The following is a 21,679-nucleotide window of genomic DNA, read 5'->3' as shown; positions in this document are numbered from 1 at the left end:
AACAGCGACAAGCTACGCATTCGATACTAATTCTGGTTTACTGGCCAACTCCCCCGGTCCTACTGGTAGATTGGTTGACACAGGGTCATTTTTCATATGCCTTAGTACGTCTAAAAGGCGTCCATTTTCAGCTTTCGTTCCTACTGAAATCCGCAGGCAACCATCACATAACTTGACCTTCGAACGGTCGCGGACAATGACCTGCTGTTCAATCAGATGCTCAAACACCGCCTTTGCATCGTCAAAACGAACCAGCAGAAAATTGGCATCAGACGGATAAATAACCTGCACTGAAGGCAAAGAACGCAGATTTTCAACCAACGTTTGACGTTCACCCAATAGTTCAGTCACCATTTTATTCTTTTCGGCTTCGTGCATGAGCGCTTCGAGGGCGAGCATCTGCGTTGGGGCTGAAATATTATACGGTGGCTTGATTTTGTTAAGTACCTGAATCAACTCTTCTGACCCGAAGCACATACCGAGCCGTAGGGCAGCCAGGCCCCACGCCTTTGAAAAGGTCTGCAATACGACCAGATTGGGATACTTGTCCAGTTCACTCGTCCATGATGGCGTATCGGCGAAGTCTATATACGCTTCGTCAACAATTACCAACGAATGATCAGCCGCGGCTAGAATTGCCCGAATTGCATCGGCATGAAGCAGATTTCCAGACGGATTATTGGGTGAACATAACCACATGAGTTTAGTATTGGGAGTGATAGCTGCCAATACAGCATCCGTATCTATCTGAAAGTCAGCCGTTAGCGGGACTTTAACAATCGCTACGTCGTTAACAGCTGCCGACACTTCATACATGCCATAGGTTGGTGGCATGATCAAAATATTGTCCTGGCCCGGTATGCAGGTAGCCCGAACGAGCAAGTCAATGGGTTCGTCGGAGCCGTTACCCAGAAAAATTTGCCCGGCCCGAACGCCCTTAATCGGTGCCAGCCGCTGCTTGATAGCCCACTGGTGCGGGTCGGGATACCGATTGTAATCGCCGGAATCGGTAGTCGAGCCAAGCGGATTTTCGTTCGCATCCAGGAACACCCCGACTTTGCCCGTGTACTCATCGCGGGCCGATGAATAAGGCGTTAAGGTCAGAATGTGGGGACGAAGGAGGTTGTTGAGCGTAAACATAAGTCGTAAGCAAATGCCTGTTAGTGTCCAAAAAAGCGTTCATCAAACTGAATCGGTTCGTAGTCTAATACTTTTACCAGTTTAAACGCTTCATGATTCGGATTAAGTAAATAATTGTATTCGGCTTTTACAATTGCAGAAGGAACTCGCAATGAAAGTGATGGCTGTCCGCTAAGCCATTGATCACCAAGTGGTTGTGTCTGGCTGTATAGTTCCCGCCAATTTTCAGACAAGGCCGCCGGGTCGATAGCATCTACGAATAGATTGTCTGGAATGTGCAGGACAACGACGGAATAATCATCAAGAGGCCGATTACGGGATATATGAACCAGAACCTCCAATATAGCCAATGAACGACTTGCTGCCGTATATAACATATAATTACCAACGGTATTCCAACGGCCGCCAGCCAAATAAGCCCCTGTTCCGATTAAATCCTGTTGGTATTGGCGTTTTGATACGCGAAAAACTTCCATCAGGCCAGAACACCAAAAGCAATTCGTATCAATTCGTCCTTGACTGCCTGAATTCCAGTATTTGAGGTCAGTAGATTAATTGGCTTGTCATGCATCGGTAAACTTAGTGTATGCAACCACTCATTAAAGTAATCTTTACCTAGTACATGTTCACCCCACTCGAAAAGAGAGGCCAACGCCACGAGCCGGTCGGCAACAGTCTCACTCAGTTTATCAGTGTCTTTGTAGCGCTGTAGATTACGGGGCGTTACAGGCAATAAGTTAATAATCTCCCGCTCATCAACGCCCAATGAGTCAGCCAATCGCTTAATGGTCTGTTTCGGAAGCCCACTGTTCACTAAATGAGCCAGATCTGCTCCGGTTTGCACACTTTGTGATACAGGAATAAATTGCTGACCACCTAACCGTTGGTATACTTTCGCGGGCGTCATACTAATAGTTGGAATAATTTCCATAAATATACGGACAATTATCGCCAAGCAACTAATATGGTGCGTTTTTACCCTAACTAAGACTTTATGTCTGGGGTTGGCCGCCACTGAAACGATTGCCCGTCTATTGCGCGCATCGTGCACAACACCCCATTCAAATGATCGTATTCATGCTGAATCAGCTCCGATATTGGCCAGTCTGTTACGTTCCAGGTATGCGCTTTCCAGTTTTCATCGCGGTACGTGATAGTCAGGCTACGATGCCGCTGAACACGTACCAGCAGGTTTGGGAAACTCATGCAATCATCCCAAAGCTCGTCGGTTTCGGCGCTGACAGCTATCAGTTCCGGGTTGATGATGACTTGCGGACGATCCACATTCAGGTAAATCAACCGCTTCATGATGCCCAGTTGCGGAGCCGCAATACCCCGGCCAAACTGATAGGTGGCCCTGATTTCTTCCATCACGTTATGCAGATCAGTGACCCACCCCGAAATGAGAGGTAACTCAGCTTCCAGCACGGGCTCGCAGGTTTCGTACAGGCGCGGATCGCCCAGGAGCAAAAGATCAGCAAGGTGTTTCATACCAGAAAGCGCTTCAAGGTTTCGACCAACGTAGTAATCTCATCCTCCGTATTGAAATAATGGGGCGAGATACGCAGAGCAACGGTTTTCATACCTTTCCTGTCAAAATCAAGAATGGCAGCTCCGTGCGGGCTAAGCGACGTATTAATGTGTTCGGTTGTCAAGTGAGCTTTCAGATCGTCGGCCGATTTTCGATCACTGAACAACGTAATGATACTAGCTAACTGGGCGCCCTCATCCAGCAAACGAACGCCAGGCAACTCCATTAACTGATGTCGCAAACTAGCACACAATTCGGCATTACGTTGGGCAATTGCCTCAATACCAATGTTTATCGCATAACGGTTGGCTTGGGCCGCCCCCAACACCAGCGCATACGGAAACTCCCAATCTTCGAACCGTTTGGCTGTTGATTCCAGCCGATAGGTATTCGCCGATTCCCAGGCAGCCCCGTGCAGGTCAATAAACAAGGGAGCCATATGTCTGGATAAAACCTTGTCTGATACATAGAGAAAGCCCATGCCACGCGGTCCCCGCAGAAACTTCCGGCAGGTGGCAGTCAGGAAATCGCACTGAATCTTCGTCACATCAACCGGCAGTTGGCCTACTGACTGGCACGCATCGACCAGATACAGTACATAGTCTTCCTGACAAATCTGACCAATCGCTTCGACCGGTTGCACAAGACCCGAATTGGTGGGAACGTGCGTAACGGCCACTAAACGAGGACGTAGTGATTTGATCTTTTCAGCCATATCGTCCACCGAAACCCCGCCGAGTGGAACGTCGACCGCTCGAACGATCTCTACGCCAAACCGCTGTTGCAACGACAAAAACGCAATCTGATTGGAGACGTAATCATTGATGGTGGTTAGGATAACATCGCCCCGGTTGAACGGAATCGACGACAGTGCACGAGCGTAGGCATCGGTAGCATTGGCCGTTGCGGCAATGTTGTTGGCATTAGTGTTGAGCAGGGCGGCCGTCGAATCGTAAAAATCCTGGATCGCTTCTTTCTGAACGACAGCAGCCTCATAGCCACCCATTTCAGCTTCGAGCTTGATATGTGCCGTAATGGCGTCAATAACTGGCTTTGGCATCAGCGACGCCCCGGCGTTATTAAAATGAACGACGTGCTGAACGCCAGGTGTTTCAGCGCGGAGGGAAATAAAATCAAGCATTCGGGTGGTACCAGGAATCTGACTTAAATGATTTGGGAATCTGTGTCTCGTCCGTAGTATCAATATTGAGCTTTTCTAAGCGTGTAAACCACTCATTGCGTTTAGATCCTGCTAATTTATCACCACACCAAGGACAATAATCTATTAATATTTTAGAAGATCCGCCGTCATAAATTGGCAATCCATATTCGTCAAAAACGGGGTCGTAAGAAATAATGGCGTCTGCATTATCGACGTTTTCAACGCTCAAAAACCAGGTCTCTAAATGATAGCGCATCATCTCGCAATCATGAATGGGGTATTGCGGCCTTTTATTAAGATTTAACTCAATCACGGACTCTTCCACGACTGATAGTCGTCTTATAAGCCGAGCGTTGAATTTAGGCAATAGAGCAAGTAAAAGTTCGACATTCTCCTCCGGCACCTCAATTATCCACTGGCTCATGGCTTTCCCGTTTTTTAACAAGATAACAAAATCAAACCGGATTTGCTTCCGACAGGCTGGCCAGCCGCAAACTCACAGCCCGCTTGTGGGCGTCGAGTGATTCGGCTTCGGCCATGGCTTCGACGACCGGGCCAACGTTCTGTAAACCTTCCGGCGTAATATGCTGGATGGTAATTTTCTTCACAAAACTATCCAGTGATACGCCACTGTAGGCCCGCGCAAATCCATTGGTCGGCAACGTGTGATTCGTTCCGGACGCATAGTCACCTGCTGATTCGGGTGTATAATTTCCCAGGAAAATAGAGCCTGCGTTGATGATCTTCTCAGCGACGGCTTCCGCGTTTTCGATACTCAGAATCAAATGCTCAGCAGCATAGGCGTTCAATAAATCAATCGCATCTGCCTGACTCTCAACCAGAATCATTTTACTGTTCTCTAAGGCTTTTGCGGCCAGTGTCTGGCGGGACAATTTGCCCAGTTGTGTTGTCAGTGTCAGATTAACGCTGCTAATCAGCTTCTTACTGGTGGATACCAGCAACACCTGACTATCGGCTCCGTGTTCGGCCTGTGAGAGCAAGTCCGCAGCAACAAAAGCGGGGATCGCTGAATCGTCGGCATACACCGCTACTTCGCTTGGCCCAGCCGGCATATCAATGGCAACGCCTTCCTTGGCAATCAGCATTTTAGCCGCTGTAACGTATTGATTTCCAGGACCGAATATTTTGTAAACCTGCGGTATTGATTCCGTCCCATACGCCATAGCAGCAATAGCCTGCGCCCCACCTATGCGGAACACCTTCGTGACACCGACGAGTTTGGCGGCAAAATAAATTGCGGGATTGTTACTGGGTGTACAAAGGACAATTTCGCGACAACCGGCCAGTTGCGCCGGGATGCCCAGCATCAGCACGGTGCTGAAAAGTGGAGCCGTTCCGCCCGGAATATACAAGCCAACCTTTTCAATGCCGATGCTTTTACGCCAGCACGTTACGCCCGGCATGGTTTCGATTTTCTCGATTGGTTGCTTTTGCCGCTCGTGAAACAGACGGATGTTATGATACGCCTGCCGAATAGCGTCCTTTAACGTATCACTCAATTGGGCGTCGGCAGCATCGAGTGCCGACGTAGCGACTTCCAATCCACTGGCCGACAGATCGACGTTATCAAATTTCTGGGCCAGCGCAATCAAAGCCGTGTCGCCACCGCTACGTACCTGCTCAAGAATTGGCGCGACGGCCACTTCAATCTGCTGGGTTGATTGCACCGGGCGAGCCAGCAACGCGGGCCATTCGGCGCGGTCGGGAAAAGGGATGATGTTCATGAATGATGAATGATGAATGATGAATGATGAACAACAGCTCGAAGCCAAATCATTCATCATTCATCATTCATCATTTTTTAATAAATCATTTTTTCAATTGGAATGACAAGAATGCCTTCGGCACCAGCGGCCCGGATAGCTTCGATATTCTCCCAGAATTCGTTTTCGTTAAGTACTGAATGTACTGAACTCCAGCCTTCCGTTGCCAATGGCGTTACGGTTGGGCTTTTCATGCCGGGCAGCAGCGACGTGATTTGGTCAAGAGCATGATTTGGTGCATTCAGCACAATGTACTTGTTATTTTTAGCCGCCTGCACCGACTTGATACGGAACAATAGTTTATCAACTAACTCCTGTTTATCAGCATCGAGTTTGGGCCGGGCAATTAGAATAGCTTCGGAACGAAAAATGGTTTCAACTTCCTTTAATCCATTGCTTAGCAACGTACTACCCGAGCTAACGATGTCGCAAACGGCTTCGGCCAATCCGATGCTCGGCGCAATCTCGACCGATCCACTGATCTCGTGAATATTGGCCTGAACACCCTGTCCGGCCAGATAATTACCTAACAGATTGGGATAGGACGTAGCAATATTCTTTCCGTTCAGGCTATGAATACCTACCCAGTCGGTGCCGCGCGGAACGGCGATAGACAGCCGACATTTCGAAAAGCCGAGCTTATGAATGGTTTCGACAGGCCGACCCGTTTCGACCGATACGTTCTCACCAACGATACCCAGATCCGCTACGCCATCTTCAACGTAGCCGGGAATATCGTCATCACGAAGGAACAGAAATTCGGCCGGGAAGTTTGATGAAACAGACTTTAGTTTACCGGTACCGTAGTCGAAACGAATACCACATTCTTTAAAAAGCTGGTATGAATCTTCGCTCAACCGACCAGACTTTTGCAGGGCAATACGTAATACAGAAGACATTAAGAGATGTATGATGTGTGATGTATGACGTAGGCCAAACACCACGTAACTAGTTGATTTTACTGCGAATCATTCAGAAACGAATTTGCTGGACGACCGCTTTTGTAATCAGGGGCAAAAGTACGTGAAAAACGGGACGGTTCGACGCACAGGCTTAGCAGCTGCGATGATGGCGACGATGTCGGAAAGGAGAATGAGTAGCCCGTTGGGAAATCATGGCGCAAAGGTAGGCAGAAAGCAATCGAATCGACATTGTTTCAGCGAATAAAGATGATACTCATCTCCAAATAAACAATTTTAACAGGACTTACAGACCTATAAGGTTTCGAAAACCTTATAGGTCTGCTCTTGGAACTCCGTATCTTTGTATATGCTTTTGGAACAGAAACAACAAACGATAACAACCTCAACCGAGTCTACAGTGGCGGAAACCACGATGGTCCTCCCTGTCATGGAAGCCTTTTACACGCTCCAAGGCGAGGGAGCACATACAGGCCGGGCGGCTTACTTTATCCGGCTTGGTGGCTGCGAAGTGGGCTGCCATTGGTGCGATGTCAAAGAGTCCTGGGATGCCAATATTCACCCGAAAATACCGATTGATGCCATTGTGGACGGAGCCCTGCAACACCCCGGCCGTATGGCAGTCATTACGGGTGGTGAGCCACTTATGCACGACCTGACCGCCCTGACCGCTACGTTACAAATGTCTGGTTTTCAAACCAATATCGAAACATCAGGTGTTTGTCAGGCGGTTACGGGTTCCTGGGACTGGATTTGCTTTTCGCCGAAGAAATTCAAGAAACCGAACCCCGACATTTACCGAAAAGCCGACGAACTTAAAGTAATTATTTATAACCAATCAGACTTTGCCTTCGCTGAGTCATTCGTGCCCGCGTTACGACCCGACTGCAAACTGTTTTTGCAAACAGAATGGAGTCGATCCAATGAAATGCTGCCTCTCATCGTTGATTACGTAAAAAATAATCCGCAATGGCAAATCTCGTTGCAGACACACAAATACCTGGATATTCCGTAAAGGAGCGTAGGGCGTGGGGCGCGGGGCAGAAGGCATGGAGTAAATATTTCGTTACGTTACTCTTAACGCCCCATACTCTTTACTCCCTGCTAGTTACCCTGCTCCTGGCTCCCTGCTCCCTGCTCTTTGCTCAGGATAAAAAAGCGCAGGAACTCTACACCCAGTCGATAAAGCTATTTGGTGAACGAAAAGCAAGTGAGGCCATACCCTACATGGAGCAGGCGGTCAAAAAAGACCCCAACTTTATGGAGGCCCACCTGAAACTCGGCCAGTTGTATGAGTTTACGAAACGATACGATCAGGCGATATCGGCCTACCGCAGTGCTATCCAGCTCAAACCCGACAACCCAACATCCGGTGCAGCCTATCAGGCGCTGAGCAATACGTTACTTCGGCTGGGTCGTTACGGAGATGCGCTGCCCTATCTCGAAAAGTTCCAGTCGTTGTTTGCCCCCCAATCCGCGCAGGCCAAACGTATCGCCCGGCAACTGGAAACGGCCCGCTTTGGTCAGGAAGCAATGCAACACCCGCAGGCGGTAGATCCCAAACCGATGTCGTCGGTATTGCAAACCACACCTTCGCAGTATTTCCCGGTGCTGACCGCCGACGAACAAACACTGGTCTTTACGGCCCTGAAACCCGAAGGCGACGAAGACCTGATGACCGCTACGTTCAATGGGGAAACCTGGTCGCCACCGGTCTCGCTCTCGCCCAATATAAACACGCCTGATAACGAAGGAACGGCCAGCCTCTCCGCCGATGGCCGAACCTTGGTTTTTACGGCTTGTCAGGGACGAAAAGGCTTCGGTAGCTGCGATTTGTACGTGAGCAAAAAAACGGGCAGCGATTGGTCAAGTCCCGAAAATCTCGGCCCTACCATCAACTCGCACTTCTACGAATCGCAACCTGCTCTGTCGGCCGACGGGCGCCGACTCTACTTTATCTCTGACCGGCCGGGTGGCCAGGGTCGCCGTGACATCTGGCAGAGCGATCTTAATGCCGACGGTACCTGGGCTGAACCCGTTAACCTGGGAGTGCCCGTCAACACGCCCGCCAACGAAGCGTCTCCGTTTATTCACCCCAATGGACAAAGCCTGTTTTTTGCGTCGGACGGCCATATTGGTATGGGTGGCTATGACCTGTTTGTGACAAGACCTAACGAGACGGATCATGTTCAATCAACGGATCGGGGCACCGTCTGGTCAGCGCCAACCAATTTAGGGTATCCAATCAATACGGCCGAAGATCAGGCGTCGCTATTCGTGTCGGCCAACGGCACACGGGCCTATTATTCATACGAAGAACAGAAAGACGGTGTATCGCAGAAATCGCGGCTGTATACCTTCGAGTTGCCCGAGTCACTACGTGATCGCGTGCGGCCGGTGAGCTTCCTGAAAGGCGTGGTAGCAGATGCGAAAACCAAAAAGCCACTGGGCGCCACTGTGGAGTTAATTGATCTGAAAACGAATCAGATCGTTTCGCGCGTGCAGACGGACGTGCAGACAGGCCAGTACACCGCCGTACTACCCAGTGGGGGCGAATATGCGCTTTACGTTAGTACGCAGGGGTATTTGTTTAAAAGTCTTTCTTTCGACTTCACCCAGAAAACGAAAGGTGACGGCATGACGCTGAGCGTGCCGCTGGAACCTGTTTCTGCCGGAAACACCGCGAATGAAACCTTGAATAATTTATTTTTCGAAACGGGTCGCTACGATCTGGCTGATAAATCCCGGACGGAACTGGATCGTTTAGCAACTTTTCTGCAGGCAAATCCGAGCGTTAAAATCGAGATTTCGGGTCATACCGATGACAAAGGTGATGCAGCCGCCAACCTGACACTCTCGCAGAAACGAGCGCAGGCTGTTGTAACGTACTTAACCAAAGCGGGGATTCAACCAGAGCGGATTCGGGCCATAGGCTACGGCAAAACCCGCCCGCTGGCGCCCAATACAAGCGATGAAAATCGACAATTGAACCGGCGAATCGAGTGGCGCGTGTTGTAGCATGGGGCGCGGGGCATGGGGCATAGGGTAACGTGCCTAAGCTCTGCACTCTACCCCATGCCCCATGCCCCGCGCCCCATGCCCCTAAATCTTTGCTTCTCTGTGGGATTTTTTTCAATTTTGTGTACGTTGTCCCAATACCCCCGTCGATTCAGGCAACGGGTATTTTCAGTTCTATGACGACCTGGTTCTACTTGCAATGACTTCCGAACACGTTAAGTGCTTAATTATAGGTTCCGGCCCTGCCGGTTATACGGCCGCCATCTACGCATCGCGGGCTAACATGAATCCCGTTTTATATCAGGGCGGACAGCCGGGCGGTCAATTAACGATCACGAATGAGGTCGACAATTTTCCCGGCTATCCAGAGGGTGTTCAGGGTCCGCAGATGATGCAGGATCTGGAAGCGCAGGCCCGTCGCTTTGGCACGGATGTCCGTTACGGCATGGTCACCAACGTTTTTTTCGCTGATCAACCGGGGCACGATAATCCCCACCGTGCCATCGTTGACGACAAACACGAGATTACCGCTGACTCTGTTATTATTTCAACGGGGGCGTCGGCCAAATGGCTGGGTCTGCCCTCCGAAATGCGGCTCAATGGCCGGGGTGTATCAGCCTGTGCCGTTTGCGACGGCTTCTTTTTCCGGGGTCAGGACGTAGTGATTGTGGGTGCGGGCGACACAGCCGCAGAAGAAGCCAGCTATCTGGCGAACCTTTGCCGGAAGGTGTATATGCTTGTTCGCCGGGATGAGATGAGAGCCTCGAAGTTCATGCAGAAACGCGTTCAATCGGCACACAACATTGAAATTTTGTACAATACGTCTACCGAAGAGGTGTTGGGCGACGATGAAGTATCGGGCGTTCGGGTGAAAAACTCGGTAACCGGCGAAGAGCGCATTTTAGACGTAACGGGCTTTTTTGTGGCCATTGGCCACACGCCGAATACGGGTATTTTCTCGGATTTTCTCGAACTGGATGAAAGTGGATATATCCTGACCGAAAAAGGAAGTACCCGAACCAATATACCCGGCGTGTTTGCCTGCGGAGACGCTCAGGATAACATCTATCGTCAGGCTGTCACTGCGGCCGGAACCGGTTGTATGGCCGCTCTCGACGCTGAACGTTATCTGGTCACGCTGGAAATGCAGGCTGAAGAAATTTGATCACTAATTAAAAAAATATAGTTTACGGTTTATGGTTTACGGTTTTCAGTTGGCTGGCGTGTGGATTGCTTTCGCGCCAGCCAACTGAAAACTGTAAACCATAAACCGTAAACTCATCTACGATGAGAAAAACCGCTATGCAGTGGCTGCTGGCCATTGGATGTTTGTGTTTGACCGTAACAGCACAAGCTCAGGAGCGCGGACGATTCAAAAATAACCTGCGCATTACCCCAAAAAATCAGCCTACCCCAAATGCCCCCGTCGTTGATCAGCCTCAAAAAGCGGACGACCAGTTTGAACAGGAAAAAACTCAACTGCGCTATAACAGCCAGTTTGAACCGAAAAAAGAATTAAACCCGGTTGTTAGTGAAGACACCAGCCAGATTGACCAGGGAGAAACCAATGTTGTTGAAGTAATTGATTCTGTGCTGGTTGGGAACGAATGGGTTAAAATCGCCGATTACTACGCTGTCTGGGATTCGCGCACCGTCGATCCATACAACATCAATCCTTTGGAGTTCAACGAAGCCATTGATATAAAGCTGTATGACCCGACTGCCAACCGCTACTGGTCGGCACCGCTAACCGAAGGGAAGATGACCTCGAATTTCGGGTTCCGCTGGGGACGCTGGCATACCGGCACCGACCTCGATCTGGAAACTGGCGACCCTGTATATGCTGCGTTTGATGGTATTGTACGCGTGGTTGGCTGGGATGGGAATGGCTATGGTCGCTATGTTCTGGTTCGGCATTACAATGGCCTCGAAACGCTTTATGGGCATATGTCCAAGCAAACTGTCGAGACCGGTCAGCTTGTCAAGGCTGGAGACCAGCTCGGTTTAGGCGGCAGCACGGGCCGTAGTTCCGGGCCACACCTACATTTTGAGACGCGTTACGAAGGCAATCCATTTAGTCCGCTAAATATTTATACATTTCCGGACAATACCATTAATTCTGATCACTTTCTATTGACAGCTTCCGTTTGGGATTACCTGCGTGGGGGAAGAAGTTTGTCTTCATCGTCCTCTTCAGCAGAAATCGACTTTAAACCGAAAATCAAACGCACCGTGCTGCATCGGGTACGTTCGGGCGAAACGCTTAGCTCTATTGCCGACCGATATGGCATGTCAGTCGCATCGTTGAAACGTAAAAATCACATATCTGGCTCACGGCTGCGGCCAGGGCAGAAGCTGCGCGTGCATTAGGCTTATTCTAAAAAAGAGAACGTACTACGTTCACAAACAGAAACACCCGGAAGTAACAATGCTTCCGGGTGTTTCTGTTTAGGAATTTTCAACCTCTTTCCTATTGCGCTGCGACAGCGTCTTTCACAACTTCTCCCTTGAAAGACAGCGTCTGCGAACCACCTTCGGCATTTGACTCGACTGTAACGGTTTTGCTGAATGCCCCAAGGGCAGCCGCATTAAACGTCGCCTTGATCTTTCCCGATTGACCAGGCAACACAGCCGCTTTTGGCCAGTCGACGCCGGTACACCCGCAGGAACCTTTAGCATTACTGACGAGAAGTGGGACTTCGCCTTTGTTGGAAAAAGTAAACTCTACCGTAACGGGTTTCCCCTGCGGAATACGACCAAAATCGTGGGTTGTCGTTTTCCAATTGAATAGTGCCGTGGGGACAGTCATAGCGATGGAAGCCGTCAACAGCATAAGAGAAGCGAAAAACAGGATACGTTTCATAGACTAACTACGTTTGACAAGGTTTATAGAACCGCTCACCTAAGCGACAGTACAAACCTACTCCACTCCTTCCAGCACCCTTGTTAAGCGCTTCCTAACGTTTGTTAATGAGTTGTTAACGTAGTAGAAATTAGCCAGTACGTCATTCTTTGAGTGAATGAATAATACGTACTTTACTGCCTGAAATGCGGATTGAAACCATTCTCAAGTCTATCATTCACGCAGTAAATTATATGGCCCGCTTACGTCTATTGGTCGTGCTCTCAGTCCTGTCAATCATCGGCATCCTCGCGGTGCAGGCGATTTGGGTGCGTAATGCCTACGCCTTACGCGAGCGGCAATTTCGGCAGTCTGCCTTTATTGCCTTGCAGGATGTGGCCGATGAGGTTGCCCGACTGAATCAGTTTATCATCAATCGCTACGCGGTCACTCAGCTTTCGGCCGACTATTTTATCGTTAATACCGATGCCCCAATTGATCCGGTTACGCTCGAAACCTTCATACAGAAATCGCTTCAGCAGCATCACCTTATTACTGATTTTGAATACGGTATCTACAATTGTGAAACCGATCGTATGATCTACGGGGCTTATGTGAGCACGAGTAGCTCGACCCCGCTGAAGACAGGTATCAAGAGTAAAAACCTGCCGAAATTCCCTCGCTATACGTATTACTTTGGCATTCGGTTTCCGAACCAAACGGGTTTTGTTGCGGGGCAATTGAGTGGCTGGCTATGGTCAACGGTGGCGGTGTTGCTGGTTGTCATTTTCTTTGGGTATACGCTCAGTGTCGTACTGAAGCAACGACGCCTGACAGAGGTGCAGCGTGATTTTATCAATAACATCACCCACGAACTCCAGACACCCGTTTCCACCATTCGCATCGCTGCCGACGTACTGCAATCCGACATGATCATCCAGCAACCCGACCGATTGAAGCAATACGCCCGAGTGTTGGGAGAAGAGAGCCGACGGCTACAAAAACAGATCAACAGCGTACTCCAGCTGGCCCGTTCGGAACGTACTGGATTCGTTCTCGACCTAACAGCCGTCGATTTACACGAAATTATGAGGACCGTTGCGGACCGGTTCGCAGCGTATGTAACCCTTGACTTAACGGCGTCAGACGCCAGCGTTCTAGCCGACGGTTATCACCTGGAAACGGCGCTTACTAACCTGATCGATAACGCCATAAAGTATTGCAACACAACCCCCTGCGTTATTTTGCAAACCCGACTTGACCACGGACAGCTAATCTGGTCAGTTAGCGACAACGGCATTGGTATTGCGCCGGAGCACCAAAAAGCGGTTTTTCGTCAGTTCTTTCGCGTAGCGTCTGGCCATACGCACAATGTCAATGGGTTTGGATTAGGACTCTACTACGTTCAACAGGTAGTTCGGGCGCACGGCTGGCGTCTGACACTTACCAGCAAACCTGGCCAGGGCAGTACGTTTGAAATAAAGAGCGAAAGGGTAAATGAGCGAATGAGCGAAAAGCTGACGCAGAACTATTCACTCATTCGCTCATTTACCCTTTCACAATTCCGCCTGTGATACATGCACATATTCTGTTTGTTGAGGACGACATCAACCTCGGCTTTGTGATTCGCGACACGCTCGAAAATGTGCCGTTCGAGGTGACGCACTGCACGACCGGAACTGATGCGTGGGCTACTTTTCAGGCCGTGCATTTTGATTTGTGTTTGCTCGATGTCATGCTCCCGCAAACGGACGGCTTTACGCTGGCTCGCCAGATACGGGCTATAAACACACAAATTCCGATCCTGTTTTTGAGTGCATTAGCGGATAAAAATGACCGATTACAAGGGTTACGGCTCGGCGCTGACGACTATCTGACCAAGCCGTTCAGCGTTGAAGAGTTAATTCTAAAAATCAATGTTTTTCTGCGTCGGACGGCCTCACATACGGAACCCTTTCTGCACACAAATACGGTTCTTAATCGACAGAATTTAACCCTTTCGGTCAACAACCAAACACAAACACTCACCCAACGCGAAGCCGATGTATTGGCTTACCTGCTCGATCGGCCCAATACACTCGTCCGGCGCGACGAGCTGCTACGTACCGTTTGGGGCGATGATGATTATTTTATGGGTCGCAGCCTCGACGTATTTATTTCCCGACTTCGCAAACGGCTTAGCCAGGACCCGACGCTACGTATTGAAAATGTGCATGGTGTAGGATTCGTTTTACGGCAGTAATCCGTTTAGTTTGCAGGCTGGTTTTATTCATTAATTCTTCTATCCCATGAAATATCGTCTATCTGCCGTTGCGTTAACAGCCTTACTAGTTGCTCATGGCTGTAAAACGGCCAGACTATCCACCCGTCCGGCGACACCACTCACCGCTTCGATATCCGAAGAAGGGTTTCTAAACTGCTTTGCGGCAGGAACAGCCCTCAATGGCCAAACGGTTTGGTGCGAGGCTTCGGCGGTCTTATACGATGGCAGGAACGTAGTGTTTGCCAACGATAAAGATATGCCAGCCGGTCAGAGTCCGGTCTTTAAGAAAACCCTCTCTACGCTGGCCGATTCTACGCAATCCCCAACGTACTTAACGCAACCCATCTTTTCGTCTACCCGCAAGTACGAGGATTTCGCTCAAACGCCTGATCGTCAACTTGTCCTGCTGACGACCGGTTTTGATCGGGTAAAGGCCGGAAGCCACGATTGGGATAGTTATAATACGATTCTATATTGGCGCAGTGGCGACGAACAACACCCGCATGTGCTGGCTCCCGATGATACGAGTCGCACGTCAATGGCCTATCGCCAACGTATTGCGCAGGTACTGGCCAATGCTGAATTCCCCGGTGCCATACCCTATTTCAAGATCGAAGGGTTGGCCGCTACAGACAAGCAACTGCTGTTTGGAATTCGGGAAGAAGGGAAATCGTATGAGAGTTTCACCTACAAGGCAAAAGTCATTAGTGTATCTTACAAGCTTGAAAAAACCGGTAATGTTGAACGCATTCGCCTGAACGACGACTGGAAAATCATTAACGATTTTGACATGGCCAAAGCGGAACCCAGCCTGCCTAAAAACCTGGCCTTGTCCAGTCTGGAATATGATCCGTATCACAATCGATTCTGGATGCTGACATCGCTTGAGAATAATGGACAATTCGACGCCTACCTCTGGGTAATTTCTCCTGGCGATTTGGCCTCGAATAAACCCTTCACGCTTGTCCGAAACGCCCAGGGTCAACCGGTACACACAACTGGCCACAAAGCCGAAGACCTAACTCCTTTAGACGCCAATCGACTCCTGCTTATCTGCGACGATGACCGTGGCCTCACAACAGTTGGCACTAAAACCCGACATCCCAATCAGGCCGCCTATATGATCCTTACTGTATCGAACTAAAAAATTCATACGTTCCGGTGATGAACGTAATAACACCCGTACCGTGGGTTGCACCGGGTATGGGTATGAGTTTGACATTCGTTGCACCCCGTTTCTGCATCGCGTCGTAGGCATTCTGCGAATTCAGAAAGGACACAATCTCGTCGGCGGTTCCATGGTAAAGGCGCGTTGGCACACGAGGTTTCCAATCGTGAATGTCATTGTCCTGTATGGCCGCTAGAAACGTCTTGTCGGTGCCGTCGTTGATGCCCTGTTTGAAACTATCCGTGAACGTCTGATTGAGGCTAACATTAATAGATACGGCATTTCCCTGGGTTGTGATCTGCGAGGCATAAGGCTCCTTAAAATAATAACTCATGGGGTGATTGAGCCCGTAAATGCGGTCATACGTTTGTAATACCCATACGTAGAGCCGGTTAACGTAGTCAACACCTGTCGTTTTTTCATTGATGATTTGCTTCATAAAGCCTGGTTTATCGTAAGCCCCAGCCCCACAACTCGACGCCACCAAGTTGAATTCATTACCGGTTTCTTCCTCAATTTTCTTTTGCAGCGACATCGTTGCGTAACCACCTTCTGAGTATCCGGCCACAAAAAGTCGTTTATCCCAATTCACTTTCTGATCGTTCAGGAAATCGCGGGATGCCCGTATCATATCGAGCGAAGCGGTCGCCAGACCGTTACGTTGTTCGTAGGTATGCGGAAGATTTTTAGAGGCCCCGTAACCGATATAATCCGGTGCAGCAATGATATACCCCTGCGACGCAAATACCGATCCGAAACTATAAGCTTCGCTGCTTGTGCCAAAGTTCGAGGGCGCATCATTCTCACTCGTGATGGTACCATGCTGCATACTCAGCATCGGCACTGCCGTTGTTACCGTTGGAATAAGAAGCGCTCCAGATGCTTTTATGCTTGTTCCGTCAGAATTGGTCGTTGTGTATTCCAGCCGGTACGCTTTTATCGGGTTGCGAATGAAAAGCTGAAGTGCAGCATTGACGCCACTATAGCGACTCCGGAGCTGATCAACTGAGTATTCTCCAATAAGAGAGCTGCTAACCAATATACGACTGGGCGTAGGTGTAACAAGTTCGTCGACGTTGGTTTGCTGGCAACCAGTAGGCGCAACGATTACCAGGCCCCCGATCAGAAGCCATATAAGGATTGTTTTAACTAATAACATGCAGGTGAATAATCAATGTAGCTGATATAATTTTAACGTTCTCCCGACTCTTTTCGTTTATTTCGGGCAAGGAGCCTGTCCAATAATTCATACATATAAATATTTATAAATCAGTACGTTAAACGATAAAAACTAAAAGTACCGTACAAAATTCAGGAAAGATTTTGCCCACGAATGCCCAACTAAGTTTATTGCCGGGTAAGCATTAGCTAACTATTTGGGGAACTGCTTCCACAACAATAGGCACCACACTTCCCGCTTACTCTATCTGATTAATCGTTTTTAGTACTCTTCTCTAGAGCTACACCACCATCTTTTCCATATATAAATAACTGGTAAATAGATACTTACCAAGACGATCGCGTTTTACGGACTATCGAATCGTTAAACTGGTATAGAGTTTGGTTGTCTATAGATAGTACCAAATATTCACAACACTATGAATTATCAGTTGAAATCAGCCGGAACGAAACCATTAGCGATGTTTTTAGTCGCCGGTATTCTATCAGGTAACGTTTTGACGAGTTGCAAATCATCAGCTCAGGCTGTAAACCAGGCATCTAAAGATAAGACGAGCAAGAGTAAACTAAACAAGACCCAGAAGGGAGCTATTGTTGGCGCTTCAGGTGGTGCCGTCATTGGTGCCATGCTCGGTAAGGGAAAAGGTAACACGGCTTTGGGGGCTATACTAGGCGCCACGGTCGGTGGTGCCGGAGGTGCCATTATCGGCCGCCGGATGGATAAGCAGGCCGAAGAAATAAAACGTCAGATGCCAACAGCTCAGGTGGAGCGGGTTGGCGAGGGCATCAAAATTTCTTTAGGCTCTGATATTCTGTTCGACGTGGACTCCTACGCCCTGAAGCCAGAAACCAAAAAACAGTTGACCGAGTTTGCACAGACACTCAACAAGTATGAAGATACCGACATACGGATTGAGGGTCATGCGGATGCTAGCGGACCAGAAGATCACAATTTAAAATTATCAAAACAAAGAGCTATAACAGTTGGTAATTTTCTTGAGACGCAGGGCGTGAAAACATCCCGGGTCGATGAGAAAGGCTATGGGGAAGCGCAACCGGTTGCCGACAATTCAACTGAAGCAGGCCGTCGTAAAAACCGTCGTGTAGATATTGCTGTATTTGCGAATAAAAAAATGCAGCAGGATGCAAAGGATGGTAAACTAGGTGATTAATTTTTCAACAAAGCAAGCACGCAGACAATGGCAACTGTAAAGAAAGGAGATGATGTAACCTGGAACTACGGAAAAGGTAAAGCCGAAGGCAAAGTCTCCGAAGTTCATGAAAACGACATTGAGAAGACCGTTCAGGGAGCCACTGTCAAACGTAAAGGTTCGGCTAAAGAGCCAGCTTTGGTGATCAAACAAGGCAGCAAGAAAATAGTAAAGTCAGCCAGTGAAGTAACAAAAAAGTAGACATGGCAACAAATCTTGACGAAGACCGAAAAAAAGCCATCAGGCAGGATTTTGACAGCGTTGTTAATATGTCGGCTTCACAACTTGAAAAATGGCTGAAGACGGATGAGTCAAAATCTGTTGGACAAGTTAAGGATAGTGATAATGAATCGATAGGCCACAAGTCCGGTCATCGTATCATTGATATTCTTAGCAAGAAGACCAGCGACTTATCAGACAGTGATTATGAACACATGAGCAAAGTTGTCAGCTACGTCAAACGTCACAGTGCGCAACGACCTGATCATGTTGCCGATTCGAATTGGGAATATTCCTTAAAAAATTGGGGGCACAATCCTGAGAGAAAGTAAGTCTGGTCCAGACAATATTTAAGCAACAGTTATCGAGATTGCCCTTTCTGATTTACTCAACTATAAATAGTACCTGTTTTTGTTAACTAACACCTGATCAAATCAAACAACGTTATGGATACGAATGTAAAAGCAACACGAAGTGAAATTCTTGACCAGTTAAGCAGACTGCTAACACGTAGTCATGATGCCGAAAAAGGGTATCAGGAAGCTTCAGAGAACGTAAAAGATAACGAGTTAAAAAGTCTGTTTCTGACGCAATCGCGCCAGCGGTCAGAATTTTCTCAAGAACTAGATCGCGAAATCCGGGCCTTAGGGGGTGATCCTGACACAGGCACTAGCCTTGCTGCTGATTTGCACCGCGCCTGGATAAATATAAAATCTGCTTTCTCTTCGGATGATGACAAAGCCACTGTAGAAGAGTGTCATAGAGGTGATCAGGAAGCCCTTGACGCATACAATTCTGTACTTCAGGAAACTGATCTGGTGGCCAGCACCCGAGAGCTGTTACTTCGCCAAAAACAAAGCATCGAATCGGCTAATTCGACGATGGCTCGTTTGGCATTGGTAGTGTAGTGAATGGTGGGATTGGAAAGCCTGCCTCCGTTGGGGGCAGGCTTTTTTGTGTCGAAATGTGCACGAAAACAATCTTAATTCACCCACGGTTATTAGAAGGAAAGTGTACAAATCACACAAAACCACAGCTACGTGACACGTTATGAGTAAACAAATAAAAACTGATTTATCTTCTGATTCTATCCAGTCAAAGCCGGGCAAACCCTATCCACTTGGCGCTACCTACGATGGCGAAGGTGTAAACTTTACCCTATTTAGTGAAAATGCAACAGCCGTCTATCTATGTCTGTATGACTCGGCTGATCCTACTATTGAAATCGCCTGCATTCCATTGAAGGAACAGACAGATTTGGTGTGGCACATTTATCTGGAAGATCTACACGCCGGGCAACTTTACGGATTTCGGGTCGATGGCCCGTATGATCCTCAGGCTGGTCACTTTTTCAATCCCAATAAGTTACTGTTAGATCCGTATGCCCGCGCTATCAACGCGCCTGTCACTCATAATGATTCGTGGCTTGCTTATGATTATAAAAATCCATCCGACGACCGCTACCTAACAATAAGTAAAGAAGATAGCAGTGCAACGATGCCCAAGTGTGTAGTAGTCGATCCAGCGTTCGATTGGGAAGAGGATGCTTCCCCCGATACGCCGTTGCATCGGTCTGTCATTTACGAAATGCATGTAAAAGGGTTCTCGCACCTCCATCCTACCATGCCTGAAAAAATTCGGGGGACCTATGCAGGTGTCGGTTCGACAGAAAGTGTTGAATACCTAAAAAAACTGGGTATTACAGCTGTTGAACTGTTGCCCGTACATCAATTCACCGATGAGAGCTACTGGGGCTACAACAGCATTGGATTCTTTGCTCCCCAAAACACCTATTCCTCCGCCGGAATGGCTGGTCAGCAGGTGACAGAATTCAAGCAGATGGTTAAAGATCTGCACAAAGCAGGTATTGAAGTGATTCTGGACGTAGTATACAATCATACGGCTGAGGGCAATCAGTTTGGCCCCTCGCTTTCGTTCAAGGGCATCGACAACCGGATTTATTACCATCAGGTTGGCGATCGTCCGGAGTACTACATGGATTATACGGGCACCGGCAATACGTTCAATCTAAGCCATCCACGGGTTTTACAACTGGTAATGGACAGTTTGCGGTATTGGGTGACGGATATGCACGTCGACGGCTTCCGATTTGATCTGGCTTCGGCGCTGATACGTACCGATGAAGAGTTCGGGAGCGTATCGTCGTTTTTAGACACGGTAGCCCAGGACCCTATCCTGGCTCAGGTTAAACTCATTGCCGAACCCTGGGATATTCAGTCGTATAACGTAGGGGGCTTCCCGGTCCGCTGGTCGGAATGGAACGGAAAATACCGGGATACACTCCGATCTTTCTGGAAAGGCGACGATGGAAAAGCAAATGAAACCGCTATCCGAATTATGGGTAGCCCTGATCTCTACGCCAACGATGGTCGTTCTCCAGCCAACAGCATCAATCTGATAACTGCTCACGACGGCTTTACGCTTAATGACTTAGTCAGTTACAACGAGAAGCATAACGAAGCTAATGGTGAAGACAACCGCGATGGCTCCAATGATAACTTAAGCTGGAACTGCGGTGCTGAAGGCCCAACTGATGACCCCCTCATTAACGAGACCCGGGAGCGCCAGAAGCGTAATTTCCTGACGACGATGTTGCTGAGTCAGGGAACACCCATGATTGTTATGGGCGACGAAAATGGTCGAACGCAATACGGCAACAACAATGGATATAACCAGGATAGTGAGATTAGCTGGATGGACTGGCAATGGAGCGAAAAGCAGCAGGCTTTATTCGATTTCACCTGTCAGCTCACCGCCCTTCGTCGGGATATTCCGCTGTTAAGCCGACGGAAATTCTTCGGGAGTGAACAAGTTTCCTTTTTACTGCCTGAAGGGGGCGAAATGACCACCGACGACCTGGAAAATCCGGGTACACACTGCCTGGGTTTATTTATTGACGGAGTTCGCGTAACGGAGCAGACTGAAGACGGTCAGGACATTGGCGATGAGCAATTGATCTGGATTCTGAACGCTTACTGGGAAGATATTTCTTTTTCACTGCCAAAAATTGGCCGTAAAAGTTCATCCTGGGAAATTATTGTAGACACAGCCGCCGGTAAGGTTTACCCCAGCAGTGAATTGATAAAGGGAGGTCATGCGGTAGACGTGCCAGCTCGGTCATCTATGCTACTTCGCCTTAAATAAACTGCGTTTTTTGTCCTGCTGACTTAGCGTATCATACTGGTCAGCAGGACAGAATAGACCTTATCAGGACACCAGGC

Annotated in this window: 22 protein-coding genes; 12 read left to right on the top strand and 10 right to left on the bottom strand. The window is 48.7% G+C overall.

The features are described from left to right. Window positions 1-12 precede the first annotated feature (12 nt). The 8 genes from hisC to hisG all read right to left on the bottom strand — a co-directional run bounded on the left by hisC (window position 13) and on the right by hisG (window position 6,516). Window positions 13-1,140 (bottom strand): histidinol-phosphate transaminase, encoded by a 1,128-nt coding sequence (gene hisC / locus ACYVEA_RS24790; protein WP_461116119.1) that lies wholly within the window; start codon window positions 1,138-1,140, stop codon window positions 13-15. A gap of 20 nt (window positions 1,141-1,160) precedes the next feature. After that, complete coding sequence (locus ACYVEA_RS24785) at window positions 1,161-1,616, bottom strand: RES family NAD+ phosphorylase (RefSeq protein ID WP_461116118.1); 456 nt, start codon at window positions 1,614-1,616, stop codon at window positions 1,161-1,163. Then, on the bottom strand, window positions 1,616-2,071 hold the full coding sequence (locus ACYVEA_RS24780; RefSeq protein ID WP_461116117.1) for an antitoxin Xre-like helix-turn-helix domain-containing protein: 456 nt from the start codon (window positions 2,069-2,071) through the stop codon (window positions 1,616-1,618). The genes ACYVEA_RS24785 and ACYVEA_RS24780 overlap by 1 nt, the downstream gene beginning before the upstream one ends. A 53-nt stretch (window positions 2,072-2,124) precedes the next feature. Continuing rightward, window positions 2,125-2,631: a peptide deformylase gene (locus tag ACYVEA_RS24775; protein ID WP_461116116.1), complete on the bottom strand. Its 507-nt coding sequence runs from the start codon at window positions 2,629-2,631 to the stop codon at window positions 2,125-2,127. Beyond that, entirely contained in the window at window positions 2,628-3,812 is a 1,185-nt protein-coding gene (locus tag ACYVEA_RS24770) for an aminotransferase class V-fold PLP-dependent enzyme (protein ID WP_461116115.1), read from the bottom strand. The genes ACYVEA_RS24775 and ACYVEA_RS24770 overlap by 4 nt, the downstream gene beginning before the upstream one ends. Next, window positions 3,805-4,257 (bottom strand): DUF6980 family protein, encoded by a 453-nt coding sequence (locus ACYVEA_RS24765; protein WP_461116114.1) that lies wholly within the window; start codon window positions 4,255-4,257, stop codon window positions 3,805-3,807. The genes ACYVEA_RS24770 and ACYVEA_RS24765 overlap by 8 nt, the downstream gene beginning before the upstream one ends. A 31-nt stretch (window positions 4,258-4,288) precedes the next feature. Next, on the bottom strand, window positions 4,289-5,578 hold the full coding sequence (hisD, locus tag ACYVEA_RS24760; RefSeq protein ID WP_461116113.1) for a histidinol dehydrogenase: 1,290 nt from the start codon (window positions 5,576-5,578) through the stop codon (window positions 4,289-4,291). 77 nt (window positions 5,579-5,655) lie between these two features. Continuing rightward, window positions 5,656-6,516: an ATP phosphoribosyltransferase gene (hisG, locus tag ACYVEA_RS24755; protein WP_461116112.1), complete on the bottom strand. Its 861-nt coding sequence runs from the start codon at window positions 6,514-6,516 to the stop codon at window positions 5,656-5,658. Window positions 6,517-6,886: 370 nt separating this feature from the next. On the opposite strand from hisG, the gene ACYVEA_RS24750 reads away from it, so the two are divergent. The 4 genes from ACYVEA_RS24750 to ACYVEA_RS24735 all read left to right on the top strand — a co-directional run bounded on the left by ACYVEA_RS24750 (window position 6,887) and on the right by ACYVEA_RS24735 (window position 11,925). Further along, on the top strand, window positions 6,887-7,552 hold the full coding sequence (locus ACYVEA_RS24750; protein WP_461116111.1) for a 7-carboxy-7-deazaguanine synthase QueE: 666 nt from the start codon (window positions 6,887-6,889) through the stop codon (window positions 7,550-7,552). Beyond that, entirely contained in the window at window positions 7,507-9,555 is a 2,049-nt protein-coding gene (locus tag ACYVEA_RS24745) for an OmpA family protein (protein ID WP_461116110.1), read from the top strand. The genes ACYVEA_RS24750 and ACYVEA_RS24745 overlap by 46 nt, the downstream gene beginning before the upstream one ends. A gap of 199 nt (window positions 9,556-9,754) precedes the next feature. Further along, complete coding sequence (trxB, locus tag ACYVEA_RS24740; protein WP_461116109.1) at window positions 9,755-10,720, top strand: thioredoxin-disulfide reductase; 966 nt, start codon at window positions 9,755-9,757, stop codon at window positions 10,718-10,720. 122 nt (window positions 10,721-10,842) lie between these two features. Next, window positions 10,843-11,925 carry a peptidoglycan DD-metalloendopeptidase family protein gene (locus tag ACYVEA_RS24735; protein WP_461116108.1) on the top strand — a complete coding sequence of 361 codons (1,083 nt, stop codon included), beginning with the start codon at window positions 10,843-10,845 and terminating at the stop codon, window positions 11,923-11,925. A 100-nt stretch (window positions 11,926-12,025) separates the two neighbouring features. Here ACYVEA_RS24735 and ACYVEA_RS24730 read toward each other — a convergent pair whose 3' ends face one another. Next, window positions 12,026-12,418 (bottom strand): DUF1573 domain-containing protein, encoded by a 393-nt coding sequence (locus tag ACYVEA_RS24730; protein ID WP_461116107.1) that lies wholly within the window; start codon window positions 12,416-12,418, stop codon window positions 12,026-12,028. 233 nt (window positions 12,419-12,651) lie between these two features. On the opposite strand from ACYVEA_RS24730, the gene ACYVEA_RS24725 reads away from it, so the two are divergent. From ACYVEA_RS24725 to ACYVEA_RS24715, 3 genes are read left to right on the top strand one after another with little or no spacing between them, the layout of a single operon-like run. Further along, entirely contained in the window at window positions 12,652-13,971 is a 1,320-nt protein-coding gene (locus tag ACYVEA_RS24725; RefSeq protein ID WP_461116106.1) for a sensor histidine kinase, read from the top strand. Beyond that, the gene (locus ACYVEA_RS24720) at window positions 13,968-14,639 is read left to right on the top strand and encodes a response regulator transcription factor (protein WP_461116105.1); all 672 of its coding nucleotides are present in this window, start codon (window positions 13,968-13,970) and stop codon (window positions 14,637-14,639) included. Before ACYVEA_RS24725 ends, ACYVEA_RS24720 begins: the two co-directional genes overlap by 4 nt. Window positions 14,640-14,685: 46 nt before the next feature. After that, window positions 14,686-15,804, top strand: a complete 1,119-nt coding sequence (locus ACYVEA_RS24715) for a hypothetical protein (protein ID WP_461116104.1) — start codon at window positions 14,686-14,688, stop codon at window positions 15,802-15,804. Here ACYVEA_RS24715 and ACYVEA_RS24710 read toward each other — a convergent pair. Continuing rightward, window positions 15,788-16,987 carry an alpha/beta hydrolase family protein gene (locus tag ACYVEA_RS24710; RefSeq protein ID WP_461116103.1) on the bottom strand — a complete coding sequence of 400 codons (1,200 nt, stop codon included), beginning with the start codon at window positions 16,985-16,987 and terminating at the stop codon, window positions 15,788-15,790. The two genes, ACYVEA_RS24715 and ACYVEA_RS24710, sit on opposite strands and share 17 nt — an antisense overlap. Before the next feature lie 439 nt (window positions 16,988-17,426). Between ACYVEA_RS24710 and ACYVEA_RS24705 the strand changes: the two genes are divergently transcribed. From ACYVEA_RS24705 to glgX, 5 genes are all read left to right on the top strand, one after another. Next, on the top strand, window positions 17,427-18,179 hold the full coding sequence (locus ACYVEA_RS24705; protein WP_461116102.1) for an OmpA family protein: 753 nt from the start codon (window positions 17,427-17,429) through the stop codon (window positions 18,177-18,179). Window positions 18,180-18,206: 27 nt separating this feature from the next. Continuing rightward, window positions 18,207-18,419: a hypervirulence associated TUDOR domain-containing protein gene (locus tag ACYVEA_RS24700; RefSeq protein ID WP_461116101.1), complete on the top strand. Its 213-nt coding sequence runs from the start codon at window positions 18,207-18,209 to the stop codon at window positions 18,417-18,419. 2 nt (window positions 18,420-18,421) lie between these two features. After that, complete coding sequence (locus ACYVEA_RS24695; protein ID WP_461116100.1) at window positions 18,422-18,769, top strand: DUF3140 domain-containing protein; 348 nt, start codon at window positions 18,422-18,424, stop codon at window positions 18,767-18,769. A 114-nt stretch (window positions 18,770-18,883) separates the two neighbouring features. Further along, window positions 18,884-19,345, top strand: coding sequence for a ferritin-like domain-containing protein (locus ACYVEA_RS24690; protein WP_461116099.1), 462 nt, complete (start codon window positions 18,884-18,886; stop codon window positions 19,343-19,345). Window positions 19,346-19,487: 142 nt separating this feature from the next. Then, entirely contained in the window at window positions 19,488-21,602 is a 2,115-nt protein-coding gene (glgX, locus tag ACYVEA_RS24685; protein WP_461116098.1) for a glycogen debranching protein GlgX, read from the top strand. Window positions 21,603-21,679 lie beyond the last annotated feature (77 nt).

This window comes from Spirosoma jeollabukense (assembly GCF_054777855.1).
This window is presented reverse-complemented; position numbering and strand designations above follow the sequence as displayed.

Coding starts and splice junctions, on each gene's coding strand:
- ACYVEA_RS24690 (WP_461116099.1), top strand. CDS start 18,884: ATGGATACGAATGTAAAAGCAACACGAAGTGAAATTCTTGACCAGTTA.
- glgX (WP_461116098.1), top strand. CDS start 19,488: ATGAGTAAACAAATAAAAACTGATTTATCTTCTGATTCTATCCAGTCA.
- ACYVEA_RS24745 (WP_461116110.1), top strand. CDS start 7,507: ATGGCAAATCTCGTTGCAGACACACAAATACCTGGATATTCCGTAAAG.
- ACYVEA_RS24715 (WP_461116104.1), top strand. CDS start 14,686: ATGAAATATCGTCTATCTGCCGTTGCGTTAACAGCCTTACTAGTTGCT.
- ACYVEA_RS24750 (WP_461116111.1), top strand. CDS start 6,887: ATGCTTTTGGAACAGAAACAACAAACGATAACAACCTCAACCGAGTCT.
- ACYVEA_RS24700 (WP_461116101.1), top strand. CDS start 18,207: ATGGCAACTGTAAAGAAAGGAGATGATGTAACCTGGAACTACGGAAAA.
- ACYVEA_RS24735 (WP_461116108.1), top strand. CDS start 10,843: ATGAGAAAAACCGCTATGCAGTGGCTGCTGGCCATTGGATGTTTGTGT.
- ACYVEA_RS24730 (WP_461116107.1), bottom strand. CDS start 12,418: ATGAAACGTATCCTGTTTTTCGCTTCTCTTATGCTGTTGACGGCTTCC.
- ACYVEA_RS24725 (WP_461116106.1), top strand. CDS start 12,652: ATGGCCCGCTTACGTCTATTGGTCGTGCTCTCAGTCCTGTCAATCATC.
- hisC (WP_461116119.1), bottom strand. CDS start 1,140: ATGTTTACGCTCAACAACCTCCTTCGTCCCCACATTCTGACCTTAACG.
- ACYVEA_RS24765 (WP_461116114.1), bottom strand. CDS start 4,257: ATGAGCCAGTGGATAATTGAGGTGCCGGAGGAGAATGTCGAACTTTTA.
- hisG (WP_461116112.1), bottom strand. CDS start 6,516: ATGTCTTCTGTATTACGTATTGCCCTGCAAAAGTCTGGTCGGTTGAGC.
- ACYVEA_RS24775 (WP_461116116.1), bottom strand. CDS start 2,631: ATGAAACACCTTGCTGATCTTTTGCTCCTGGGCGATCCGCGCCTGTAC.
- ACYVEA_RS24770 (WP_461116115.1), bottom strand. CDS start 3,812: ATGCTTGATTTTATTTCCCTCCGCGCTGAAACACCTGGCGTTCAGCAC.
- ACYVEA_RS24710 (WP_461116103.1), bottom strand. CDS start 16,987: ATGTTATTAGTTAAAACAATCCTTATATGGCTTCTGATCGGGGGCCTG.
- ACYVEA_RS24785 (WP_461116118.1), bottom strand. CDS start 1,616: ATGGAAGTTTTTCGCGTATCAAAACGCCAATACCAACAGGATTTAATC.
- hisD (WP_461116113.1), bottom strand. CDS start 5,578: ATGAACATCATCCCTTTTCCCGACCGCGCCGAATGGCCCGCGTTGCTG.
- ACYVEA_RS24705 (WP_461116102.1), top strand. CDS start 17,427: ATGAATTATCAGTTGAAATCAGCCGGAACGAAACCATTAGCGATGTTT.
- trxB (WP_461116109.1), top strand. CDS start 9,755: ATGACTTCCGAACACGTTAAGTGCTTAATTATAGGTTCCGGCCCTGCC.
- ACYVEA_RS24695 (WP_461116100.1), top strand. CDS start 18,422: ATGGCAACAAATCTTGACGAAGACCGAAAAAAAGCCATCAGGCAGGAT.
- ACYVEA_RS24780 (WP_461116117.1), bottom strand. CDS start 2,071: ATGGAAATTATTCCAACTATTAGTATGACGCCCGCGAAAGTATACCAA.